The following is a 21,011-nucleotide window of genomic DNA, read 5'->3' on the forward strand; positions in this document are numbered from 1 at the left end:
GTACCTTACAGAGTGCGTGGACATTGACTCCATGCGCTGCGTCCGTGTCATCGGTCGGAATCACGCCATTCTTATGAAGGCAACGTCAGTAGCCGCCGAGCCTTGAACTTTAATACCTCCAAGTCCAGTACAGGCACGTGCATTTGCTTGGCCTGCTCATCCCAATCACGCAGGCGCAGGCTGACCTCGCAAAGCGGATCTTGCTCAAAAGCCCGAGCCTCTTCGGCCGTCATCACACCGCCCTGGTAACCCAGGGTACGGCGGCTGGCTTCACTCAAGCGCGCGCAGTAGTCCGGCTGGCTGAAGGTCAGGTAGCGTTTGGCTTGCACGTGGTACTCCACCAGTTTGGCCATGCGCTCGCTGAAGCCTGCGCGGCGCAAATAGTCCGCACCCAGGCGTTCGTGGCTGACCACGCCATAGCCGCCCATGTTCTCACCGCCCTGCCCGCAGAGATGCCCTATGTCGTGGAAAAACGCCGCCAGCACCACCTCATCGTCGAAGCCTTCGGCCATAGCGAGCTGCGCAGCCTGGGACATGTGCTCGATCTGCGACACTGGCTCGCCGATGTAATCGGCCGCTCCGTGCTGTTCGTATAAGCCGAAGACTTCGGCGATTGCCTGTTCCGGATTCATGATGCGTCTCCCCACAATGCTGTGATATTTCGCTCGGCCATCGCCGGGCCAACGCTCATGCCCACGCCGGAATGCATCAACGCCGCGCTCACGCCCGGCGCCGCACGCAGGAATGAAAACGGCGCCGGGCCGCGTGAGCCATACACACCCTGCCAGCGTTCCACCACCTGGATTTTGCAGCCTAACGTTTGCTCCGCCAGCTCGATCAGCCAGTCATCAACTTGCTCGGCATTGAACGGTGATGCATCGCTGCCGTAATCGTGGGAGTCGCCGATGATCAGCTCGCCCTGCGGTGTCGGACTGATCAGCAAGTGAATGCCGTGCTCTTGCAAATGCGGCGCTTCGCGCAGGATCTGCGCCTGCACTGGCGCAGCTTCCGGCAGGTCGGCAAACGCGCCGTAGTGCACGCAACTAAGGCCCGTGAGCAATGCGTGTTGCAGGTTCAGGTTGAGCGCAGGCCGGGCGCGCAGCATTTGCAGGCGACAGATGCTGGGGTTGAGCCCGGCAATCGACTCCGCCAACAAGGTTTGGTAGTCATGACCGGAGCATACGATGACCTGCTCACCGCGAAAGCTGCCCGCTGTAGTGTGTACTTGACCAGGCTCAACGTCGCGCACCAGCGTGGAGAAATAGAACTGCACCTTCAATTCCTGGGCCAGGTAATTGATCAGCGCCGGGATCGCTTCGCGCGAATACAGTTGCTGATCATCCTTGCCATGCAGCGCGGCACGGTGATGGCGAAACTGGCCGCCGTACAGGTCTTTCATCGCCGCGCCTTGCAACAGCTCGACGTTGTAGTCGTGTTCTTGCGCCCGGCCAGCGCAGAAGGCTTCCAGCAGATGTTCTTCGGCTTCGGTACGGGCGAACAGGTATGAGCCGTTGCGCTTGAGCTGGATACCGGCCACCTGTGCCCAGTGCGCCCAGATATCACGGCTTTCCTGCGCCAGATCAAGCATCGGCCCGGGGGGTTGGCCGGTGACCAGTGCCTGGCCGAAGTTGCGCACGGAGGCGCCCAGCGGTGTGGCGCTGCGCTCGAAGACCTTGACCTTGAGGCCACGTTTGGCGGCGGCGTAGGCGTGGGACAGGCCGAGGATGCCGGCGCCGATGATTAACAGATCGCTACTCATGTGTTCCTCTCGTTCCCACGCTCTGCGTGGGAATGCATCCAGTGACGCTTTGCGTCACGACTTCCAAGAGCGGACGCGGAGCGTCCAGGGCAGCATTCCCACGCGGAGCGTGGGAACGATGATCAGTTACTGCTTCTCGGACTTTCCGTCATAACGCTTGCGCCATTCGGTCAGGATGCTGTCGCGGTTTTTCGAGGCCCAGGCGAAGTCGTTCTTGATCAAGCGTTGTTCGTAATCAGCCGGCAATTCGGTCTGCGGCTTGGCGATACCCGGCTGGGCGAGGACGGCGAAGTTGTCCTTGTACAGCTCCATCGCAGCGGGGCTGGCGGAGAAGTCGGCAAGTTTTTTGGCCGCATCGGCGTGAGCAGTGCCCTTGATCACGGCAGTCGCTTCGATGTCCCAGCCCAAGCCTTCTTTGGGCAAGATAATGTCCAGCGGCGCGCCTTGGCGTTTGAGCTGCACGGCCGGGTACTCAAACGAAATACCAATCGGGAATTCCCCGGAAGCCGCCAGCTTGCACGGCTTGGAGCCGGAGTGAACGTACTGGCCGATGTTCTGGTGCAGGTCGTCCATGTACTGCCAGCCCTGCTTCTCGCCGAAGGTCTGCAGCCAGGCGCTCACATCCAGGAAACCGGTGCCGGACGACGCCGGGTTCGGCATCACGATCTTGCCCTTGTACTCAGGCTTGGTCAGGTCTTGCCAGCTCACCGGCTTGGTCAGGCCTTGTTTCTCGGCTTCGACAGTGTTGAAGCAGATGGTCGCAGCCCACACGTCCATGCCGACCCAGGCCGGTGGGTTGGCGGCGTCACGGTAGTTTTTGCCGATCTTGTCCAAGTCCTTGGGTGCGTAGCTATCCAGCATGCCTTGCTGATCGAGAATCGCCAGGCTGGAGGCAGCCAGCCCCCACACCACATCCGCCTGCGGGCGGGCTTTTTCGGCCAGCAGTTTGGCAGTGATGATGCCGGTGGAGTCGCGCACCCACTTGATATCGATATCCGGGTTGGCTTTTTCGAAGGCCTGTTTGTAGGTCTTCAACTGCTCGGCTTCGAGGGCCGTGTACACCGTCAACTCGGTTTTGGCGGCAAAGGCATTCAGGCTGAATGCGCTGAGCAGAGCAGCGGCCAGGGCCAAGGGCTTGAACATGGAGCACCTCCTTCAGGGATTTTTATTGGCCGGGCGCGGTTTGGCGCCAGGCTTGAGAGCGGCGTAAAGCGCCACGTGAGGCCCACGCCAGCAGCAGCGAGACGCCGGCCGACGTGAACAGGATCAGGGTCGACATGGCCGCAGCGCCGCCCACATTGCCGGCGTCGTCCATGTTCAACACGGCGACGGCGGCGAGGATGGTGTCGGGGCTGTAGAGGAAGATCGCGGCGGACACGGTGGTCATCGCCGACACAAACAAGTAGCGCACGATATCCAGCAACGCGGGCAGGCAGATCGGCACGGTGACACGCAGATAGTGGCGGTACAGCGGCGCCTTGAGGGACAGCGCAGCGGCTTCGAACTCGGCATCCAACTGGCGCAGCGCGGTGGTTGCGGTCATTTGCGCGGTGGTCAGGTAGTGCGCGATGGTGCACACCACCAGCAAGGTCATGGTGCCGTAGAACACGTGCAGCGGGTTGCCGTTGAGGTTGAAGAAGAACACGTAACCCAGGCCCAGCACCAAGCCCGGCACAGCCATCGGCACAAAGCTGAGCATGCGCAGCGCCAGGTTCAGGCCTTTCTGGCCCTTGGTCTTTTCCATCAGGTAGGCGCCGGTGAAGATCAGTACGCTGCCGATCAGCGCGGTGCACAGCGCCATGGTCAGGCTGTTGCGATACGCCAGCCAGCCGCCGCCGGCCGTGTCTTCAAACTGGTAGTGATTGAGCGATAGAGAGAGGTTGTACGGCCAGAACTTCACCAGCGAGGAATACACCGCCATGCCGAACACCAGCAGCAACACGGCGCATATCAACAACACAATCGCCAGGTAGCAGCCATCCCTCAAGCGCGATGGCGTCGGCTGGAACACCTGGGCGCGGCCGCTCATGGCGTCACCATGCCGGCGGCGCAGCCAGGCATCCACAGCAAAGCTGAACAGCGCCGGCAACAGCAACACCATGCCGATCAAGGCGCCGCGACCGAACTGTTGCTGGCCGACCACCGCCTTGTAGGCTTCCAGCGCCAGCACCTGATAATCGCCACCCACCACCACGGGCACGCCGAAGTCGGTGATGGTCAGGGTGAACACCAGGCAAAACGCCGCGAATACCGCCTGACGCGTGGCCGGCCAGGTAATGCTGCGAAACGCCCGGGCCGGGCTGGCGCCCATGCTGGAGGCGGCATCGAACAGGCGCGCATCCGCCAGGGACAGCGCCGACAGCAGAATCATCAAGGCGTGCGGGAAGGTGTAGATCACTTCACCCAGCACAATGCCCCAGAAGCCGTAGATATTGTCCGAGAGCAAACCACGCAACATGCCCTGGTTGCCGAACAGATAGACCAGCGCAATACCCGGCAACATCGACGGGGCCATCAATGGCAGCAGTGACAGGCCGCGCCAGATCGGCTTGCCGGGAATCAGCGTGCGTTGCAGTGCGTAGGCAAACAGGTAGGCCAGCGGTACGACGATGGCCGCCACACTGAGGGACACTTTCAGGCTATTGCCTAACAACCAATGAAAGTTGGCGCTGGTCATCAGCTCCCGCGCCGCGACCAGCCCGCCGCCCTGCCCGGCTTCGCTGCTGAAGCCGCGCCAGAAGATCGCCAGCAACGGCAACAACACCGCAATGCCCAACAGGAGTAACCAAAGCAGCTTGCCGCCGACCACAAAAATGCGGTCGCCAAGCTCAGCGCGGGAAACCTGACGAGCCACGTGGTCGGGTATCGGCAGACTCATATCAGCAGCCATCTCAGGCAAACACCTGCAGGCTGCGCGGCGGCAGGGCCACCCAGATATCCTGCGCGCCCAGGCGCGGCATGGCTTCGGGGGCCAGTTCGGCCAACAGCGGGTGGCCAGGCAATTGCTCCAGCTCAAAGCTCATGCGGCAGCGGTTGCCGAGGAAAGTGATCTCGCGGACCTTGGCCGGGAACAGGTTTTCTTCATGCACCAGCGGGTTGACGCTGATGGCTTCCGGGCGGCAGAACAAGCGGCCGGACTTGGCCTTGCTGGCGCTGTCATCCAGCCGCATGTGCAAGCCGCCGACCTGGGCATGGCTGTCACTGCTGCGGCTGAACGGCAGCCAGTTGCCCTGGCCGACAAATTCCGCCACAAACGGCGTGGCCGGGCGGTCGTAGATTTCCTGGGGCGTGGCGTATTGCTCGACCTTGCCGTTGTTCATCACGGCAATACGGTCGGCCATCAGCATGGCCTCGTCCTGGTTGTGGGTGACCATCAGCGTGGTGATGCCCAGGCGCCGTTGCAATTGGCGCAGCTCGGTACACAGATGCTCACGCACGCGGGCGTCGAGGGCCGACATGGGTTCGTCCAGCAACAGCAATGACGGCGCCGGCGCCAGGGCACGGGCCAGGGCCACGCGCTGTTGTTGGCCGCCGGAGAGTTGACCGGGGTACTTTTTTTCACTGCCGACCAGGCCGACCAGTTCGAGCATCTGCCCGACGCGCTTGCGCACTTCGTCGCGACCACTGCCGGTGAGGCCGTAGCCGATGTTCGCTTCGACGGTCAGGTTGGGAAACAGCGCGTAAGACTGGAACAGAATGCCGTAGTCCCGCGCCTGCGGCGGCAGCAAGGAAACATCGCGGTTGCCCAGGTAAAGCTCCCCGCTGTCCTGGCGCTCCAGGCCGGCGATACAGCGCAGCAAGGTGGTTTTGCCGCAGCCGGACGGGCCTAGCAGGCACACCAGCTCGCCGGCCGCGACCTCCAGGGACACGTTGTCCAGCGCGGTGAATGCGCCGAAGCGTTTCTGGATACCGCGCACCTTCATTGGCGCACCGGGTTGGGTCAGGGCTGTGTTCATGCAAGGCACCTCATCAAACTGATGAAGGTCATGCTAGGCGGGCAATGCGTCCCTCTTGTGGCAGAAAGGCAAAAGGCAGTGATAGTGGTATTGGTGGATTTGGGTGTAAGGCGATCGTTCCCACGCTCTGCGTGGGAATGCATCTTGTGACGCTCCGCGTCACGACATTCAAGCGCAGACGCGGAGCGTCCAGGGCGGCATTCCCACGCGGAGCGTGGGAACGATCAGAGCGGCGACATTTCCTGCGCCAACCCCAGAAACGCCGCCGGCAACCGCGCGCCTTTGCGCTCTTTGAGGCAGTACAAATACTCGGGAATCTGCGGTGCATTCTCGATAGTCAGCACCCGCAGTTGTGGGTCATGGGGCACTTCCTGGCGGGCAATGATGCTGATGCCGATGTTGCGCAGCACCGCCTCGCGAATCGACTCACGGCTGCCGATTTCCAGTAACGGCCCGTAACTCACGCCGGCGCCCTGCAACATCTCTTCAGTCAGCCGCCGCGTGGTAGAGCCGGCTTCGCGCATCAGCAGCGTATGCCCGGCCAGCGCACTCAGTGGCACATGTTCAAGCTTGGCCAGGGGATGATTACGATGCACCGCCAGCACCAGCGGGTCGGTGCCCAGCACGCGGCGAATCAGGCGTGGGTCTTCGAGCAGTTGCGAGGAGGCCGCGACATCGACGCGGTAATCGTCCAGTGCTTCGAGCACTTGTTGGGAATTGCCGATTTCCACCGAGACGTCCACATGGGGCAGGCGTTCGCGAAAGGCTTTGACCAGATCGAGGATGTAGTACGGCGCCGTGGCGGCAATCCTCAAAGCGCCCTGGACCTGGCCAGTATTGCGCAGGAAAAACTCGATATCGGCCTCTTGCTGCAACAGCGCCTTGACCATCGGCAGCAGGCGCGCGCCGTCGTCACTGACGGTGAGGCGCCGCCCGCCGCGGTAGAACAGTTCAACGCCGTATTGGCTTTCCAGGTTGCGAATCTGGGTGGTGACGGTGGGCTGGCTCAAGCCGAGTTTTTTCGCCGCCTGGGTAATGCTGCCCAGGCGGGCGACCATAAAAAACGCCTTTAACTCAGCACTCAGCACACCGCCCTCTCATCCTCTATTTGCGCAACAGGCGCAGACCGTTGAATACCACCAGCAGGCTCACGCCCATGTCCGCGAACACCGCCATCCACATGGTCGCCATGCCCAGGAAGGTGACTGCCAGGAAGATCGCCTTGATCACCAACGCCAGGGCGATGTTCTGCTTGAGGATACTCGACGTTTGCCGCGACAGACGAATGAATGCCGGAATCTTGCGCAGATCATCGTCCATCAGCGCCACGTCGGCAGTCTCGATTGCCGTGTCAGTGCCGGCTGCGGCCATGGCAAAGCCGATTTCGGCGCGGGCCAGGGCCGGGGCGTCGTTGATGCCGTCGCCGACCATGCCTACCCGGCGGCCTTGGCCGTAGAGGGTTTCAATGGCTTGCAGCTTGTCGGTGGGCAACAGATCGCCCTGGGCCTGATCAATGCCAACCTGCGCCGCAATCGCCTGGGCGGTGTGGGTGTTGTCGCCGGTGAGCATCAGGGTCTTGATGCCCAGCTCGTGCAGTTGCTGGATGGCTTCGCGGCTGCTGTCTTTTACCGTGTCAGCCACGGCGAACAACGCCAGCGGGCCGGACTTGTCGAGCAGCAGCACCACGGACTTGCCTTGTTTTTCCAGGGCGAACAGCTTTTCTTCCAGCGCCGGCGAGCACAGGCCCAGGTCTTCCACCAGACGGTGGTTGCCCAAGTGGTAGGTTTCGCCGTTGATGCCGCCACGCACACCGCGACCTGGCAAGGCCTCGAAGTTATCCACAACGTGGCTTGGCAAGTTTTTATCCACAGCTGCCTTGGCGATGGCCAGCGACACCGGGTGGTCGGAGCGCCCGGCCAGGCTGGCCGCCAAGGCGGGTGCGCTGTCTTCGACGTTGGGGAACAGCGCCAGGTAATCGGTTTGCACCGGTTTACCGTGGGTGATGGTGCCGGTCTTGTCGAGGGCCAGGTAGTCGAGCTTGTAACCACCCTCCAGGTACACGCCGCCCTTGATCAGGATGCCTTTGCGCGCCGCAGCCGCCAGGCCGCTGACGATGGTCACCGGGGTGGAAATCACCAGGGCGCATGGGCACGCGACCACCAGCAATACGAGGGCGCGGTAGATCCAGTCGAACCACACGCCGGCCATGAACAACGGTGGGATAATCGCCACGCCCAAGGCAAACAGGAAGACTGCCGGGGTGTAGACCTTCGAGAAGCTGTCGACAAAGCGCTGGGTCGGCGCCCGTGCGCCCTGGGCCTGTTCCACCGCGTGAATGATGCGCGCCAGGGTCGAATTGTTCGCCGCTGCGGTGACCTTGTACTCAAGGGAACCGGCCTGGTTGATGGTGCCGGCGAAGACCTTATCGCCTACGGTTTTTTCAATCGGCAGGCTTTCGCCGGTGATCGGCGCCTGATCGATGGTGGATTGGCCGGCAGTAACTTCACCGTCCAGGCCTATGCGTTCGCCGGGTTTTACCCGCACGATCGCGCCCAATTCAATACTTTTTACCTCCTGTTCAAGCCACGAACCATCGGCCTGCTGCACCGTGGCCTGTTCCGGCGTCATTTGCATCAGGCCGCTGATGGCATTACGCGCACGGTCCAGAGACTTGGCTTCGATCAACTCGGCCACCGTAAACAGGAACATCACCATGGCCGCTTCCGGCCACTGGCCGATCAGGATCGCACCAGTTACCGCGATACTCATCAGCGCGTTGATGTTCAGGTTGAGGTTTTTCAGGGCGATCCAGCCCTTTTTATAGGTGGTGAGGCCGCCGCTGAGGATCGATACCAGCGCCACCAAGGCAATTACCCAGGTCGGTGCCACGCCCGTGAAATGCAACACTTCGGCGCCCAATGCACCTACGCCCGACACCGCCAACGGCCACCAATGTTTCTTGGCAGGCGGCGCGGCAGCAGGTGTGCCCTCTTCGATAGGGTCGGCTTGCATGCCGATGGATTTGATCGCCGCGATGATCGGCGCAGTGCTCGGCAGGTCATGGGTGACGCCGAGGATGCGGTTGATCAGGTTGAATTCCAGCTGCTGCACACCGGCAAGCTTGCCCAGTTTGTTCTGGATCAGCGTCTGTTCGGTGGGGCAGTCCATGGCTTCGATGCGGAAAGTGCTCAGGCGCGAGCCGGCCGTCGGCGCTTCGCTGAGCGTAACCACAGCAGGCGCTACCTTGCTGGAACAGCAGGAATCGCCATGGCTGCCATGCTCATGTTTTCTGACCGGGGTCAGCGTGGCGCCGTGGTCGTGGCTATGTTCGGGGCTATGTTCGTGGCTATGGTCATGATCATGGTCGTGCTTGTGATCATGTTTTTTCGGGGTGTGGATGGAATCGCTCATTCTGTCGCGTCCGTAAAGGTGCCTGTTGCCAAGTAAAGACCCTGTAGCCACTATAGGGTCAAGCACCCATTTGGAGATTGCTGCGATGAAGATCGGTGAATTGGCCAAACTGACCGATTGTCAGGTGGAAACCATCCGTTATTACGAAAAAGAAGGCCTGCTGCCGCCCCCGGCGCGCACCGATGCCAATTATCGCGTGTACACCCAAGCGCACACCGAGCGGCTGATCTTTATCCGCAACTGCCGCAGCCTGGACATGACGCTTGAAGAAATCCGCAGCCTGCTGGGGCTGCGCGACAGCCCGCAGGACCAGTGCGAGAGTGTGAATGCGTTGATCGACGAGCATATCCACCATGTGAAAGCGCGGATCGATGGGCTGTTGGCGTTGCAGGCGCAATTGCTCGACCTGCGCCAACGCTGCGGCGGTGGGCCGGATCTGGACCAGTGCGGGATTTTGCAGCGGCTGGAGGTCAGCGGCAGTGTGGCGGCCAGCGAGGCGGAGCCTTCGCATGTGGGCAGAAGCCACGGGCATTAAGGTGCATACAGAACAACTGTGGGAGCTGGCTTGCCTGCGATAGCGGTGGATCAGAGGCATTTGTATCGCCTGACACTTCGCTATCGCAGGCAAGCCAGCTCCCACATAAGCCAGTTGCCACATTTTTAACCGAGACAGGCTTTAGATGGCGACGTCAGCCTTGATGCTCGGATCGGCGTCGTAGCCCACAATCTCGAAATCTTCGAACTTGTAGTCGTAAATCGACGCCGGCTTACGCTTGATTACCAGTTCCGGCAGCTTCTTCGGCGTGCGCGCCAGCTGCGTACGGATCTGTTCCATATGGTTGCTATAGGCATGGGTGTCGCCGGTAGTGACGATGATCTCGTGCGGGATCAGGTCGCATTGCTGGGCCAGCATATGGGTCAGCAACGCCAGCGCGGCGGTGTTGTACGGCAGGCCGAGGAATACGTCGGAGCTGCGGATGTACAACTGCATCGACAGATGGCCGTCATGCACAAACGCCTGGTACAGCAGGTGGCACGGCGGCAGGGCTTGCTTGCCGTTGCGCGCGTTTTCCTGCGGGCTCTTGGTTTCGTCCGGCAGGTATTCGACGTTCCAGCCGTGGAACAGGATGCGACGGCTGTTGGGGTTGTTTTTCAACGTGTCGACCATGTAGTCGATCTGGTTGATGGTGCCGCCGTCCTTGGTTGGCCAGGCGGTCCACTGCTCGCCGTACACCGGGCCGAGGTCGCCGTCTTCGGTGGCCCATTCGTCCCAGATTTTCACGCCGTTTTCGTTCAGCCACTTGATGTTGGTATTGCCGCTCAACATCCAGATCAATTCGTTGGCGATGCTTTTGAAATGAAGCTTCTTGGTGGTCAGCAGCGGGAAGCCGTCGGCCAAGTTATGCCGATACTGACGGGCAAACACGGCTTTGGTGCCGGTGCCGGTGCGATCGCCCTTGGTCAATCCATTGGTCACGACGTCGTTCAGTAGTTCGAGATATTGCTTCATGTTTTTACCCGTATCAAAGAAGCCGAGGCTCGCAAAAGCCTCGGCATTCGAATTTAAAGCGCGGCGTTCTTGATGCCTTGCGGGCGATTGTACGCCCACCACAGCAGGCCCAGGCCCGCCAGGATCATCGGCATGCTGAGAATCTGCCCCATGGTCAACCAGCCCCACGCCAGGTAGCCCAGCTGTGCATCCGGCACGCGGACGAACTCGACGATGAAGCGGAAGATCCCGTAGAACAACGCAAACATGCCGGAAACCGCCATGGTTGGGCGTGGCTTGCGCGAGAAGATATAAAGAATCAGGAACAGTGCCACACCTTCCAGCGCGAACTGGTAGAGCTGCGACGGGTGGCGTGGCAGTTGCGCCGGGTCGCTGAAGGGTGGGAACACCATGGCCCACGGCACGTCGGTCGGCTTGCCCCACAACTCGGCATTGATGAAGTTACCGATACGCCCGGCACCCAGGCCAATCGGCACGAACGGTGCGACGAAGTCCATCAGTTGGAAGAACGACTTGCCGTTGCGGCGGCCGAACCACCATGCGGCAATCATCACGCCGACAAAGCCACCGTGGAACGCCATGCCGCCCTTCCACACTTCGAAAATCAGCGTCGGGTTGGCGATATAGGCCGGAAGATCGTAGAACAGCACATACCCCAGGCGTCCGCCGACGATCACGCCCATCGACATCCAGAACACCATGTCGGAGAGCTTCTCCTTGGTCCAGGTCGGGTCGAAACGGTTCAGGCGCCGGGAAGCCAGCAGCCAGGCACCGCCGATGCCGATCAGGTACATCAACCCGTACCAGTGGATTTGCAGCGGACCGATGGCCACGGCCACCGGGTTGATCTGCGGGTAAGGCAGCATTGCGACTCCTCGTTAAATCATTAGTCATGGCGCACCGGACCATGCCGGTGTGGGATTAAGCCTGCGTTACAGCCGCAATTTCAAATTAAGAAGGTTAGACACGCCCAATAGCCCGGCATGTTAACGGATGGAAGGCGCTCGGCCCAACTTCGATACGATGGATAGCCATCCGCTGTATGGGTAGAGTGAACAAAACACAAAGGGAACGCCTTATGTGCCTGATTGTTTTCGCCTGGCGGCCGGGCCACGCCCAGCCGCTGATCGTCGCGGCCAACCGTGATGAGTTCTACGCCCGCCCCAGCCTGCCGCTGGCTCAGTGGCCGGATGCGCCACATGTCTACGCTGGTCGCGACCAAGAAGCCGGTGGCACCTGGCTTGGGGTGAACGCCGAGGGGCGGTTTGCTGCCCTGACCAATATTCGCGACCCGCACCAGCCGCCTGCACGTAAGTCCCGAGGGGAGTTGGTGGCGCGATTTCTCAGTGGATCGCTGCCAATTGACGAATATTTGGCCGATGTTAACGGCCGTTCGATTGAATACTCCGGTTTTAACCTGCTGGTAGGCACGCGGGATGAGCTGTGGCATTACAACGCCAATGAGACCGAGCCGACGCGGTTGGAGGCTGGGGTTTATGGCCTGTCGAATGCCGGCCTGAATACGCCCTGGCCCAAATTGCTCAAGGCCAGGGCGGCGTTGAGTGAATTGCTGGAGCACCCACAGCCGCAGGCCTTGCTGGAAATCTTGAGCGACCCGCAGACCGCACCTTTTGCCGACTTGCCGGACACCGGCGTGGGCTTGGCGACCGAAAGCCTGCTCTCCAGCGTGTTTATCGCCAGCCCCAGTTATGGGACGCGGGCGAGTACGGCGCTGATTGTGAATGCCGATGGGTCGCGGCAGATGGTGGAGCGTAGTTTTGGGCCGTTGGGTGGACGGTTGGGTGAAGTCGAACTGAACATTTGATGGCGCTTGGGCTGCCGTCATCGCAGGCAAGCCAGCTCCCACATGTTGAACTGTGAACACAGTCAAATGTGGGAGCTGGCTTGCCTGCGATAGCGGTCTAGAGGGTTTTTGCAGAAGCCGGGTTGATCATTCGCGTCAGCCCCAGGTTCTTCAGCGCCAGTTGCAGCGAGCTGTGGATAACTTGCGGGTTGTCGATGGTCATCAACTCGGCCAGCAGGTCCTTGGCCATGCTCAGCTCAACCTGACGCAACATCCACTTCACCTTCGGCAAGTTGGTGGCGTTCATCGACAGGCTATCAAAGCCCATTGCCATCAACAGCACCGCTGCCGCCGGGTCGCCGGCCATTTCACCGCAGATGCTCACCGGCTTGCCTTCGGCATGGGCGTCGCGCACCACATGCTGCAGGGCTTGCAGCACTGCCGGGTGCAGGTAATCGTAGAGGTCGGCCACCCGTGGGTTGTTGCGGTCCACGGCCAGCAGGTACTGGGTCAGGTCGTTGGAGCCGACCGAGAGGAAGTCCACTTGCCGCGCCAGTTCTTTGGCCTGGTACACCGCCGCCGGAATTTCGATCATCACGCCAATCGGTGGCATCGGCACGTCGGCGCCTTCGTCGCGTACTTCGCCCCAGGCGCGGTGGATCAGGTGCAGCGCTTCTTCCAGCTCATGCGTGCCGGAGATCATCGGCAGCAGGATACGCAGGTTGTTCAGGCCTTCGCTGGCCTTGAGCATGGCGCGGGTCTGGACGAGGAAAATTTCAGGGTGGTCGAGGGTTACACGAATACCGCGCCAGCCAAGGAAGGGGTTGTCTTCCTTGATCGGGAAATACGACAGTGACTTGTCGCCGCCGATGTCCAGGCTGCGCATCGTCACCGGCAACGGGTGGAAGGCGGACAGTTGCTCGCGATAAATCGCCAGCTGCTCCTTCTCACTCGGGAAACGTTGGTTGATCATGAACGGCACTTCGGTGCGGTACAGCCCCACGCCTTCAGCGCCACGCTGTTGCGCTCGGGCCACATCGGCCAGCAAGCCGGTGTTGACCAGCAGCGGCACCCGGTGGCCATCGAGGGTGACGCACGGCAGCTCGCGCAGCGAATCGAGGCCCAGCGCCAGTTGCTTCTCTTCTTCCACCACCTCGGCGTATTGCTTGCGCAGCAGCTCGCTGGGGTTGGTAAAGACTTCGCCACGATGGCCGTCGACGATCATGTCGATGCCGTCGACCTTGGAATACGGCAGGTCCACCAGGCCCATTACCGTCGGAATACCCATGGCCCGAGCCAGGATCGCGACGTGGGAGTTACCCGAACCCAGTACCGACACCAAACCCACCAACTTGCCCTCTGGCACTTCGCCGAGCATGGTGGCGGTCAGTTCTTCACTGATCAGGATGGTGTTGTCGGGGTAGACCAGGTTGGTGGTGCGGTCTTCCTGCAAGTAGGCCAGCAGACGGCGGCCGAGGTCGCGCACATCCGAGGCGCGCTCACGCAGGTAGGCATCGTCCATCAGTTCGAAACGGTTGACGTGATCGGTGACCACCTGGCGCAACGCGCCCTGGGCCCACTGGCCGGTCTTGATCACGGTTTTGACTTCGTTACCCAGGGACGCGTCGTCGAGCATCATCTGGTACACGTCGAACAGCGCGCGCTCTTCGGGGCGCAGTTGCGTGGCCAGCTTGGTCGACAGGTTGCGCATGTCGGCGCGCACGCCTTCCAGGGCGGTCTTGAACAGTTTGATTTCAGCGTCGATGTCATCGACGGTTTTGTCCGGCACCACATCCAGGTCGGCTGGCGGCAGCATGACCACGGCCGTACCGACCGCAGCGCCCGGCGAACCTGGCACGCCGACGAACTTGGCTTCCTGGATGCCCTTGCCCTGACGGCCCAGACCACGAATCGAACCGGTCGCCTCAGCGTGGGCAATAACCCCGGCGAGCTGCGCGCTCATGGTCACGAGGAAGGCTTCTTCGCCTTCATCGAACTGGCGGCGTTCTTTTTGCTGGATGACCAACACGCCGACAACGCGGCGGTGGTGAATGATCGGTGCGCCGAGGAACGAGGCGTAGCGCTCTTCGCCGGTTTCGGCAAAGTAGCGATAACGCGGGTGATCGGCCGCGTTTTCAAGGTTCAGGGGTTCTTCACGCGTCCCCACCAGGCCCACCAGACCTTCATTGGGCGCCATGCTGACCTTGCCGATCGAGCGCTTGTTCAAGCCCTCGGTGGCCATCAGCACAAAACGGTTGGTCTCTGGGTCCAGCAGGTAAACCGAGCAGACCTGGCTGCCCATGGCTTCCTTGACGCGCAACACAATAATCCCCAACGCCGCCTTGAGATCCTTGGCGGAGTTAACTTCCTGGACGATCTTGCGCAGCGTATTGAGCATGGCTCGGGGTCGAACTCCGTCGTCAGTCGCGCGCTAAAAGGCGCGGGGCAAGCTCTTTGAGAGCGCGACGATAAACCTCGCGCTTGAATGTCACCACCTGGCCCAACGGGTACCAATAGCTGACCCAGCGCCAGCCATCGAACTCCGGTTTACCGGTCAAATCCATTCGCACCCGCTGCTCGTTGGAGATCAGGCGCAAAAGAAACCATTTCTGCTTCTGGCCGATGCACAGCGGTTGGCTGTGGGTACGCACCAGGCGTTGCGGCAAACGATAGCGCAACCAGCCACGGGTACAGGCCAGAATTTGCACATCTTCGCGCTCAAGGCCGACTTCTTCATTCAACTCACGGTACAAGGCGTCTTCAGGGGTCTCGTCGGGGTTGATTCCGCCTTGAGGAAACTGCCAGGCATCTTGGTTGATTCGGCGAGCCCATAGCACCTGTCCGGCATCATTCGTAAGAATAATCCCGACATTAGGACGGAAACCATCGGGGTCGATCACGGCAACAACCTCGCAAACGCATGTCGCCGCATTGTTCCACAAAGGTTGTTCCAGCGGCAACGAGGCTTCTTACCTTATGTGCACTCTTGTGAAAAGACCGTATTCTGGACGCCTTTTTACAGACTCTTCAGCGAGTAACTGCAATGCGCCTGGCTTTATTCGACTTGGACAACACGCTTCTCGGCGGTGACAGCGATCACGCGTGGGGCGATTACCTCTGTGAGCGTGGGATTCTTGACCCGGTGGCCTACAAAGCCCGTAACGACGAGTTTTACCAGGATTACCTGGCCGGCAAGCTGGATAACGCCGCCTACCTGAACTTCAGCCTGGAAATCCTTGGCCGCACCGAGATGGCCCAGTTGGACGAATGGCACCGCGACTTCATGCGCGACTGCATCGCCCCACTGATGCTGCCGCTCGCCCTGGAACTGCTGGCCAAACACCGCGCCGCTGGCGACAAGCTGGTGATCATCACCGCCACCAACCGCTTCGTGACCGCGCCGATCGCCGAGCTGCTGGGGGTTGAAACCCTGATCGCCACTGAATGCGAGATGGAAAACGGCCGGTATACCGGGCGCAGCACGGATATCCCGTGCTTCCGTGAAGGCAAAGTGACGCGCTTGAATCGTTGGCTGGAAGAAACCGGGTACAGCCTGGAAGACAGCTACTTCTATAGCGATTCGATGAATGATTTGCCGTTGCTGGAGCAGGTAGCGCATGCGGTGGCGGTGGACCCGGACCCGAATTTGCGTGCCGAAGCCGAGAAGCGTGGCTGGCCGGTGATTACCCTGCGCGGCTGATGACGCTATCACAGGCAAGCCAGCTCCCACACTTTAGATGTATTCACAGATCAAAATGTGGGAGCTGGCTTGCCTGCGATGAAGCCGGCTCGGTCCCAAGCCCTACATCGGCTTGGCCACCATCAAATAGAAAATCACCAGAAACGCCAGAAACGCCGGCCAGCCCAGGCCAAACCACCAGCGCATATAGGTCGCGGCCTTGATCGGCATCGCCGTGCCATCGCGCAGCGCCTGCTCCGCCATCTTGTGCACACGAATCTGCAGCCACACCACCGGCAGCCAGCAGACACCCGCCAGCACATACAACGCGAACGTCCACTGCAACCAGCTCTGCTGCATCGACCAGCCCGCCAAGTACATCAAGCCGATGCCACTCAACGGCTGAAAAACCGCCGTGGTCGTGGTAAATGCCCAATCCGCGAACACCAGGTGTTTGAAGGTGACCGCGATCACTTCCACCTTGCCGCTGCGCCAGGCGCGCAAGGCGTAATATGCCGAGCCCGCACCCAGGCCAAACAGGATGGTCGAGGACAGGATATGCAGGGTTTTCAACAGCAGGTAAGCGTTCATCGGCGGGGCTCGGTCGAAAAAGGTTCAGTCCAGAGAAGGTTCAGTCCAGAGGAGCCAAAGGGTCGCCACCATGAGTACCAGATTTTTGGCGACCGCCGCGTAAGGATCAAACCAGTAATGGGCCAGGACTATGCTGATAATCACGGTATAGCCGCCCATCAACAGTAATTGCAGGATCAGCGCCGACCTGCGCCAGCGCGCAACCAGCAACCCCAGGCCCAACAGGCCATCACACACCGCCCCGGCGATCACGGCCACTGTCGCCCAAGTGCCCTGCACACCGGCCTCGGCCATGATGCGCAGGCCCCAGGCGTAACCCGGCCCAACGCAGACCGCCGCCGTCCCCAGCCAGATCAGCACCAATACCGCCAGCATCAGCGGGCGAATGGTGCGCTGGCTGCTTTGGGCCGCCGTGGGCCAGCCTTGCAGGCGTGAGGCTAACGGCGCGGCAGTGTAGCCGCAGACCGACGCCAGCACCTCGGGGTCGGCGACGTTATCCCGCTGAGCCAGGGCAATGCTTTGTGAGTTCAAGGCGCGCCAGCCCAGGCGATCGCCCAGCCAGCCGCCCAACCCCAGCAATGGCGCTTGCAAGTATCGGCCTGCGCGCCAGCCTTGAGCGACGCGCAGGTGATCAATGACTTGAGCGAGCCGCATCGGTGCTGGCCCCACCAACGGCAGTACCAATGATTCGGCAGGCCACTGGCGCAACACGGCCAGCACCGCGCCGACCAGGTCGTCGATATGCACCGGCTGCAGTTGAGCGTTGAGGTCCAGCAATGGAATCAGCGGCCAGGGCGACAGCCCCGCCAACCAGGCACTGCTGGCGCCCCCCTCGCCCACCACCAGCGAAGGCCGCAGCACCACGGCGGATACGCCAAGGCTCAGCAGATAGTCGTCAGCAGCGCCTTTGCTGGCCAGAAATGGCACATCCGATTGCGCTGAGGCGCCGAGGGCAGAGATCTGCAACACTCGCACACCGTGATGGGCGGCCAGATCAAACAGCGCGCGGGCGCCCTGATCCTGGACGCGGCTCAGCTCGGCCGCGTCCACGCTCAGCAACCCCGCCGCATTGATGACTAAATCGACCGACTCAGGAAACACCCAGCAACCTGGGTCGGCAGCCAACCGGCCCAAATCCAGCGCCTGCCATTGCACCCCTGGCCAGCCCTGACTTCGAGGCTTGCGACACGTCGCGATCACACTGTGCCCAGCCTGCTGCAGGGCACGCAGCAAGTGGCCACCGAGAAAGCCGGTGGCGCCGACAAGCAGAATATTCATACGGTTAAACCGGCTTGGCGCCCATCAACCCGGCAATCGCTACAAACCCCACCAGGCTGACCACCGCCAGCACCAGGGTGAAATTCAGGCTACCGCCCTCGCCCTTACGCAGGCGATTAAGCCGCGCCACCAGCCAGAACCACGCCAGTGCCGCCACGGTGTAGAGAATGCTGGAACCCAAAATCCAGGTTTGCCCCAGCGGCCAGCCGAGCAGATGCACCAGCCACCAGCCGGTGAACGGCATGCTGACCACGCAAACGCCCATCAGCAACCACACGAACGCCCACGGGCGTTGCACGGTAACCGCCGGGCCGGCGCTGCGTTTGCGCCAGGCCAGTACCGCCAGGCCGAGGCCGCTGAGCAACAGCAACACGGTGGCGGTGATGTGAATAACCTTGAGGGTGGTCAGCGTTTCCATGGTCTTGATTCCTTAAAAGGCCGCCCAGTCAGCTTAGTCGCTCAACCGAGGAACAGCTGGTAAGCCGGGTTTTCGCTTTCATCCCAATACGGGTAGCCGATTTCTGCCAACGCGGCCGGCACCAGGTGGCGCTCGTCTGTCGGCACCTGCAGGCCTGCGACCACACGGCCGTCGGCTGCGCCGTGGTTGCGATAGTGGAACATCGAGATGTTCCAGCGCCCGCCTAATTTGTTAAGAAAGTTGAACAGCGCGCCCGGACGCTCGGGGAATTCGAAGCGAAACACCAGCTCGTCGCTGACTTTGGCTGCATGGCCACCCACCATATGGCGAATGTGCAACTTGGCCAGCTCGTTTTCGGTCAGGTCCAGCACCGGGAAACCCTGGCTTGTGAGGCTGGCGATCAACGCGCTGCGCGGGTCGTTTTCCGGGTGAGTCTGCACCCCCACGAAGATGTGCGCCTCGCGGCCGGAGTGGTAGCGGTAGTTGAATTCGGTGATCTGGCGCTTGCCCACGGCCTCGCAGAACGCCTTGAAGCTGCCCGGTTGCTCGGGGATGGTCACGGCGATGATGGCTTCGCGGCCTTCACCCAGCTCGGCGCGCTCGGCCACATGGCGCAGGCGGTCGAAGTTGACGTTGGCGCCGGAGTCGATGGCCACCAGGGTCTGCCCGGTCACGCCACGGGTTTCCACGTATTTCTTGATACCCGCCACGCCCAGCGCACCCGCAGGCTCGGTGATGGAGCGGGTGTCGTCGTAGATGTCCTTGATGGCCGCGCAGATTTCGTCGGTGCTGACGGTGATCACTTCGTCTACATAGTCTTTGCAGATATCAAAGGTGTGCTGGCCGATCTGCGCCACCGCCACGCCATCAGCAAAGATGCCGACCGTTGGCAGCACCACGCGCTCGCCTGCGGCCATGGCGGCTTGCAGGCAGTTGGAGTCATCCGGCTCGACGCCGATGATCTTGATTTCCGGGCGCAGGTATTTCACATACGCCGCAATCCCGGCGATCAGCCCGCCGCCGCCCACGGGTACAAAAATCGCGTCCAAAGGCCCAGGGTGCTGGCGCAGAATCTCCATCGCCACGGTGCCCTGCCCGGCAATGGTGTGTGGATCATCGTAAGGGTGAATGTAAACGTAGCCTTTTTCGTCGACCAGTTTCAGCGAGTAGGCCAGGGCTTCCGGGAAGGAATCACCGTGCAGCACCACTTTGCCGCCACGCGAGCGCACGCCTTCGACCTTGATCTCCGGCGTGGTCTTGGGCATCACGATGGTGGCTTTCACCCCCAGCACCTTGGCCGCCAGGGCCAGGCCCTGGGCGTGGTTGCCCGCAGAAGCGGTGACCACGCCGCGCGCGCGTTCTTCGGCGCTCAGTTGGGTCAGCTTGTTGTAGGCACCGCGAATCTTGAACGAGAACACCGGCTGCAAGTCTTCACGCTTGAGCCAGACCTTGTTGCCCAGCCGCTCGGAGAGCTGGCGCGCGGTCTGCAAGGGGGTTTCTACGGCAACGTCGTAAACGCGCGAGGTGAGGATCTTTTTGACGTACTGTTCAAGCATCGGAAAGCATCACTGGGCGGGTTGGGCAGGGCCAAGGAGTCTAACCCAGCGTTTAGCCGGGCGACCACACGAATCCCGAGGTTTTGTTGGGTTATACTCGCCGCCCTCGATAATTCCCCGCCCGTTCCGGAGCCCGCATGACCCAGGATCAACTCAAACAGGCAGTGGCCCAGGCCGCCGTCGATTTAATCCTTCCTAAACTCGACGACAAAAGCATCGTCGGTGTCGGCACCGGCTCCACCGCCAACTGCTTTATCGATGCACTGGCCCAGCACAAGGGTGCTTTCGACGGCGCCGTAGCCAGCTCCGAAGCCACCGCCGCGCGCCTCAAGGGCCATGGCATTCCAGTGTATGAGCTCAACACCGTGAGCGACCTGGAGTTCTACGTCGACGGCGCCGATGAAAGCGACGAGCACCTGAACCTGATCAAAGGCGGCGGCGCAGCCCTGACCCGCGAGAAGATCGTTGCGGCCGTGGCCAAGACCTTTATCTGCATCGCCGACGCCAGCAAGCTGGTGCCGGTGCTCGGCGCCTTCCCGCTGCCGGTGGAAGTTATCCCCATGGCCCGCAGCCACGTGGCCCGCGAGCTGGTGAAACTGGGCGGCGACCCGGTGTACCGCGAAGGCGTGCTGACCGACAACGGCAATATCATCATTGATGTGTTCAACATGCAGATCACCAACCCGGTGGAGCTGGAGACGCAGATCAATGCGATCGTTGGCGTGGTGACCAATGGCCTGTTCGCGGCGCGCCCGGCGGATGTGTTGCTGCTGGGTACTTCCGAAGGCGTGAAAACCCTCAAGGCCTAAAACTCACGGCCTGGCTTTATGTGGGAGCTGGCTTGCCTGCAATAGCATCACCTCGGTCTGACTTAAAGACCGAGGCGTCTGCATCGCGGGCAAGCCCGGCTCCCACACAAGCCAGCTCCCACAGGAGGCCTCATCGTTTAGAAGATCCGTGTAACAAAACCGCTACTTTTCGCAGCACCCCCGCCCAAAACCGTGCGCCATGTCACGGCATCCCACGCCTTTATTGGTATCAAATCCGTT

19 protein-coding genes are annotated in these 21,011 nt (G+C 61.3%); 4 read left to right on the forward strand and 15 right to left on the reverse strand.

Annotation, left to right across the window (positions count from 1 at the left end; genetic code table 11):
- Positions 1-71: 71 nt before the first annotated feature.
- From HBO41_RS21220 to HBO41_RS21250, 7 genes are all read right to left on the reverse strand, one after another.
- Positions 72-632, reverse strand: a complete 561-nt coding sequence (locus tag HBO41_RS21220; RefSeq protein WP_017139488.1) for a phosphonate degradation HD-domain oxygenase — start codon at positions 630-632, stop codon at positions 72-74.
- Positions 629-1,759, reverse strand: coding sequence for a TIGR03364 family FAD-dependent oxidoreductase (locus HBO41_RS21225; RefSeq protein WP_169987592.1), 1,131 nt, complete (start codon positions 1,757-1,759; stop codon positions 629-631). Before HBO41_RS21225 ends, HBO41_RS21220 begins: the two co-directional genes overlap by 4 nt.
- 126 nt (positions 1,760-1,885) lie before the next feature.
- Entirely contained in the window at positions 1,886-2,902 is a 1,017-nt protein-coding gene (locus HBO41_RS21230; protein WP_017139490.1) for a putative 2-aminoethylphosphonate ABC transporter substrate-binding protein, read from the reverse strand.
- Between the two features lie 22 nt (positions 2,903-2,924).
- Positions 2,925-4,649 (reverse strand): putative 2-aminoethylphosphonate ABC transporter permease subunit, encoded by a 1,725-nt coding sequence (locus HBO41_RS21235; protein ID WP_026013869.1) that lies wholly within the window; start codon positions 4,647-4,649, stop codon positions 2,925-2,927.
- A gap of 1 nt (position 4,650) precedes the next feature.
- Positions 4,651-5,715, reverse strand: a complete 1,065-nt coding sequence (locus HBO41_RS21240; protein ID WP_017139492.1) for a putative 2-aminoethylphosphonate ABC transporter ATP-binding protein — start codon at positions 5,713-5,715, stop codon at positions 4,651-4,653.
- 224 nt (positions 5,716-5,939) lie between these two features.
- Positions 5,940-6,803 carry a LysR family transcriptional regulator gene (locus HBO41_RS21245; protein ID WP_017139493.1) on the reverse strand — a complete coding sequence of 288 codons (864 nt, stop codon included), beginning with the start codon at positions 6,801-6,803 and terminating at the stop codon, positions 5,940-5,942.
- 16 nt (positions 6,804-6,819) lie between these two features.
- On the reverse strand, positions 6,820-9,126 hold the full coding sequence (locus HBO41_RS21250) for a heavy metal translocating P-type ATPase (RefSeq protein ID WP_169987594.1): 2,307 nt from the start codon (positions 9,124-9,126) through the stop codon (positions 6,820-6,822).
- An 85-nt stretch (positions 9,127-9,211) separates the two neighbouring features.
- On the opposite strand from HBO41_RS21250, the gene cadR reads away from it, so the two are divergent.
- A complete protein-coding gene (gene cadR, locus HBO41_RS21255; RefSeq protein ID WP_017139495.1) occupies positions 9,212-9,661 on the forward strand; it encodes a Cd(II)/Pb(II)-responsive transcriptional regulator in 450 nt (149 codons plus the stop codon).
- 141 nt (positions 9,662-9,802) lie between these two features.
- Here cadR and HBO41_RS21260 read toward each other — a convergent pair whose 3' ends face one another.
- The gene (locus HBO41_RS21260; protein ID WP_017139496.1) at positions 9,803-10,636 is read right to left on the reverse strand and encodes a thymidylate synthase; all 834 of its coding nucleotides are present in this window, start codon (positions 10,634-10,636) and stop codon (positions 9,803-9,805) included.
- Between the two features lie 53 nt (positions 10,637-10,689).
- Positions 10,690-11,502, reverse strand: a complete 813-nt coding sequence (lgt, locus tag HBO41_RS21265; RefSeq protein WP_056857664.1) for a prolipoprotein diacylglyceryl transferase — start codon at positions 11,500-11,502, stop codon at positions 10,690-10,692.
- A gap of 212 nt (positions 11,503-11,714) precedes the next feature.
- Here lgt and HBO41_RS21270 point away from each other — a divergent pair, with 212 nt between their 5' ends.
- A complete protein-coding gene (locus tag HBO41_RS21270; RefSeq protein WP_017139498.1) occupies positions 11,715-12,461 on the forward strand; it encodes an NRDE family protein in 747 nt (248 codons plus the stop codon).
- A gap of 97 nt (positions 12,462-12,558) precedes the next feature.
- Here HBO41_RS21270 and ptsP read toward each other — a convergent pair whose 3' ends face one another.
- On the reverse strand, positions 12,559-14,838 hold the full coding sequence (gene ptsP, locus HBO41_RS21275; RefSeq protein WP_017139499.1) for a phosphoenolpyruvate--protein phosphotransferase: 2,280 nt from the start codon (positions 14,836-14,838) through the stop codon (positions 12,559-12,561).
- 22 nt (positions 14,839-14,860) lie between these two features.
- The gene (locus tag HBO41_RS21280) at positions 14,861-15,340 is read right to left on the reverse strand and encodes an RNA pyrophosphohydrolase (protein WP_003176750.1); all 480 of its coding nucleotides are present in this window, start codon (positions 15,338-15,340) and stop codon (positions 14,861-14,863) included.
- A 143-nt stretch (positions 15,341-15,483) separates the two neighbouring features.
- On the opposite strand from HBO41_RS21280, the gene HBO41_RS21285 reads away from it, so the two are divergent.
- A complete protein-coding gene (locus HBO41_RS21285) occupies positions 15,484-16,140 on the forward strand; it encodes an HAD family phosphatase (RefSeq protein ID WP_138452856.1) in 657 nt (218 codons plus the stop codon).
- A 102-nt stretch (positions 16,141-16,242) separates the two neighbouring features.
- On the opposite strand, the gene HBO41_RS21290 is transcribed toward HBO41_RS21285, so the two are convergent.
- Genes HBO41_RS21290 through ilvA form a run of 4 tightly spaced genes read right to left on the reverse strand, consistent with a single transcriptional unit; the run spans position 16,243 to position 19,962 of the window.
- Positions 16,243-16,710, reverse strand: coding sequence for a DUF2269 domain-containing protein (locus HBO41_RS21290; RefSeq protein WP_056857660.1), 468 nt, complete (start codon positions 16,708-16,710; stop codon positions 16,243-16,245).
- Positions 16,711-16,734: 24 nt separating this feature from the next.
- Positions 16,735-17,988, reverse strand: a complete 1,254-nt coding sequence (locus HBO41_RS21295) for an SDR family oxidoreductase (protein WP_169987596.1) — start codon at positions 17,986-17,988, stop codon at positions 16,735-16,737.
- A gap of 4 nt (positions 17,989-17,992) precedes the next feature.
- Positions 17,993-18,406, reverse strand: a complete 414-nt coding sequence (locus HBO41_RS21300; protein ID WP_017139504.1) for a DUF2269 family protein — start codon at positions 18,404-18,406, stop codon at positions 17,993-17,995.
- Between the two features lie 41 nt (positions 18,407-18,447).
- On the reverse strand, positions 18,448-19,962 hold the full coding sequence (gene ilvA, locus HBO41_RS21305) for a threonine ammonia-lyase, biosynthetic (protein ID WP_017139505.1): 1,515 nt from the start codon (positions 19,960-19,962) through the stop codon (positions 18,448-18,450).
- A gap of 137 nt (positions 19,963-20,099) precedes the next feature.
- On the opposite strand from ilvA, the gene rpiA reads away from it, so the two are divergent.
- Complete coding sequence (rpiA, locus tag HBO41_RS21310) at positions 20,100-20,771, forward strand: ribose-5-phosphate isomerase RpiA (RefSeq protein ID WP_005792336.1); 672 nt, start codon at positions 20,100-20,102, stop codon at positions 20,769-20,771.
- Positions 20,772-21,011: the final 240 nt, after the last annotated feature.

The sequence above is a fragment of the Pseudomonas sp. WS 5146 genome (assembly GCF_012985495.1).
GTDB lineage: Bacteria > Pseudomonadota > Gammaproteobacteria > Pseudomonadales > Pseudomonadaceae > Aquipseudomonas > Aquipseudomonas edaphica.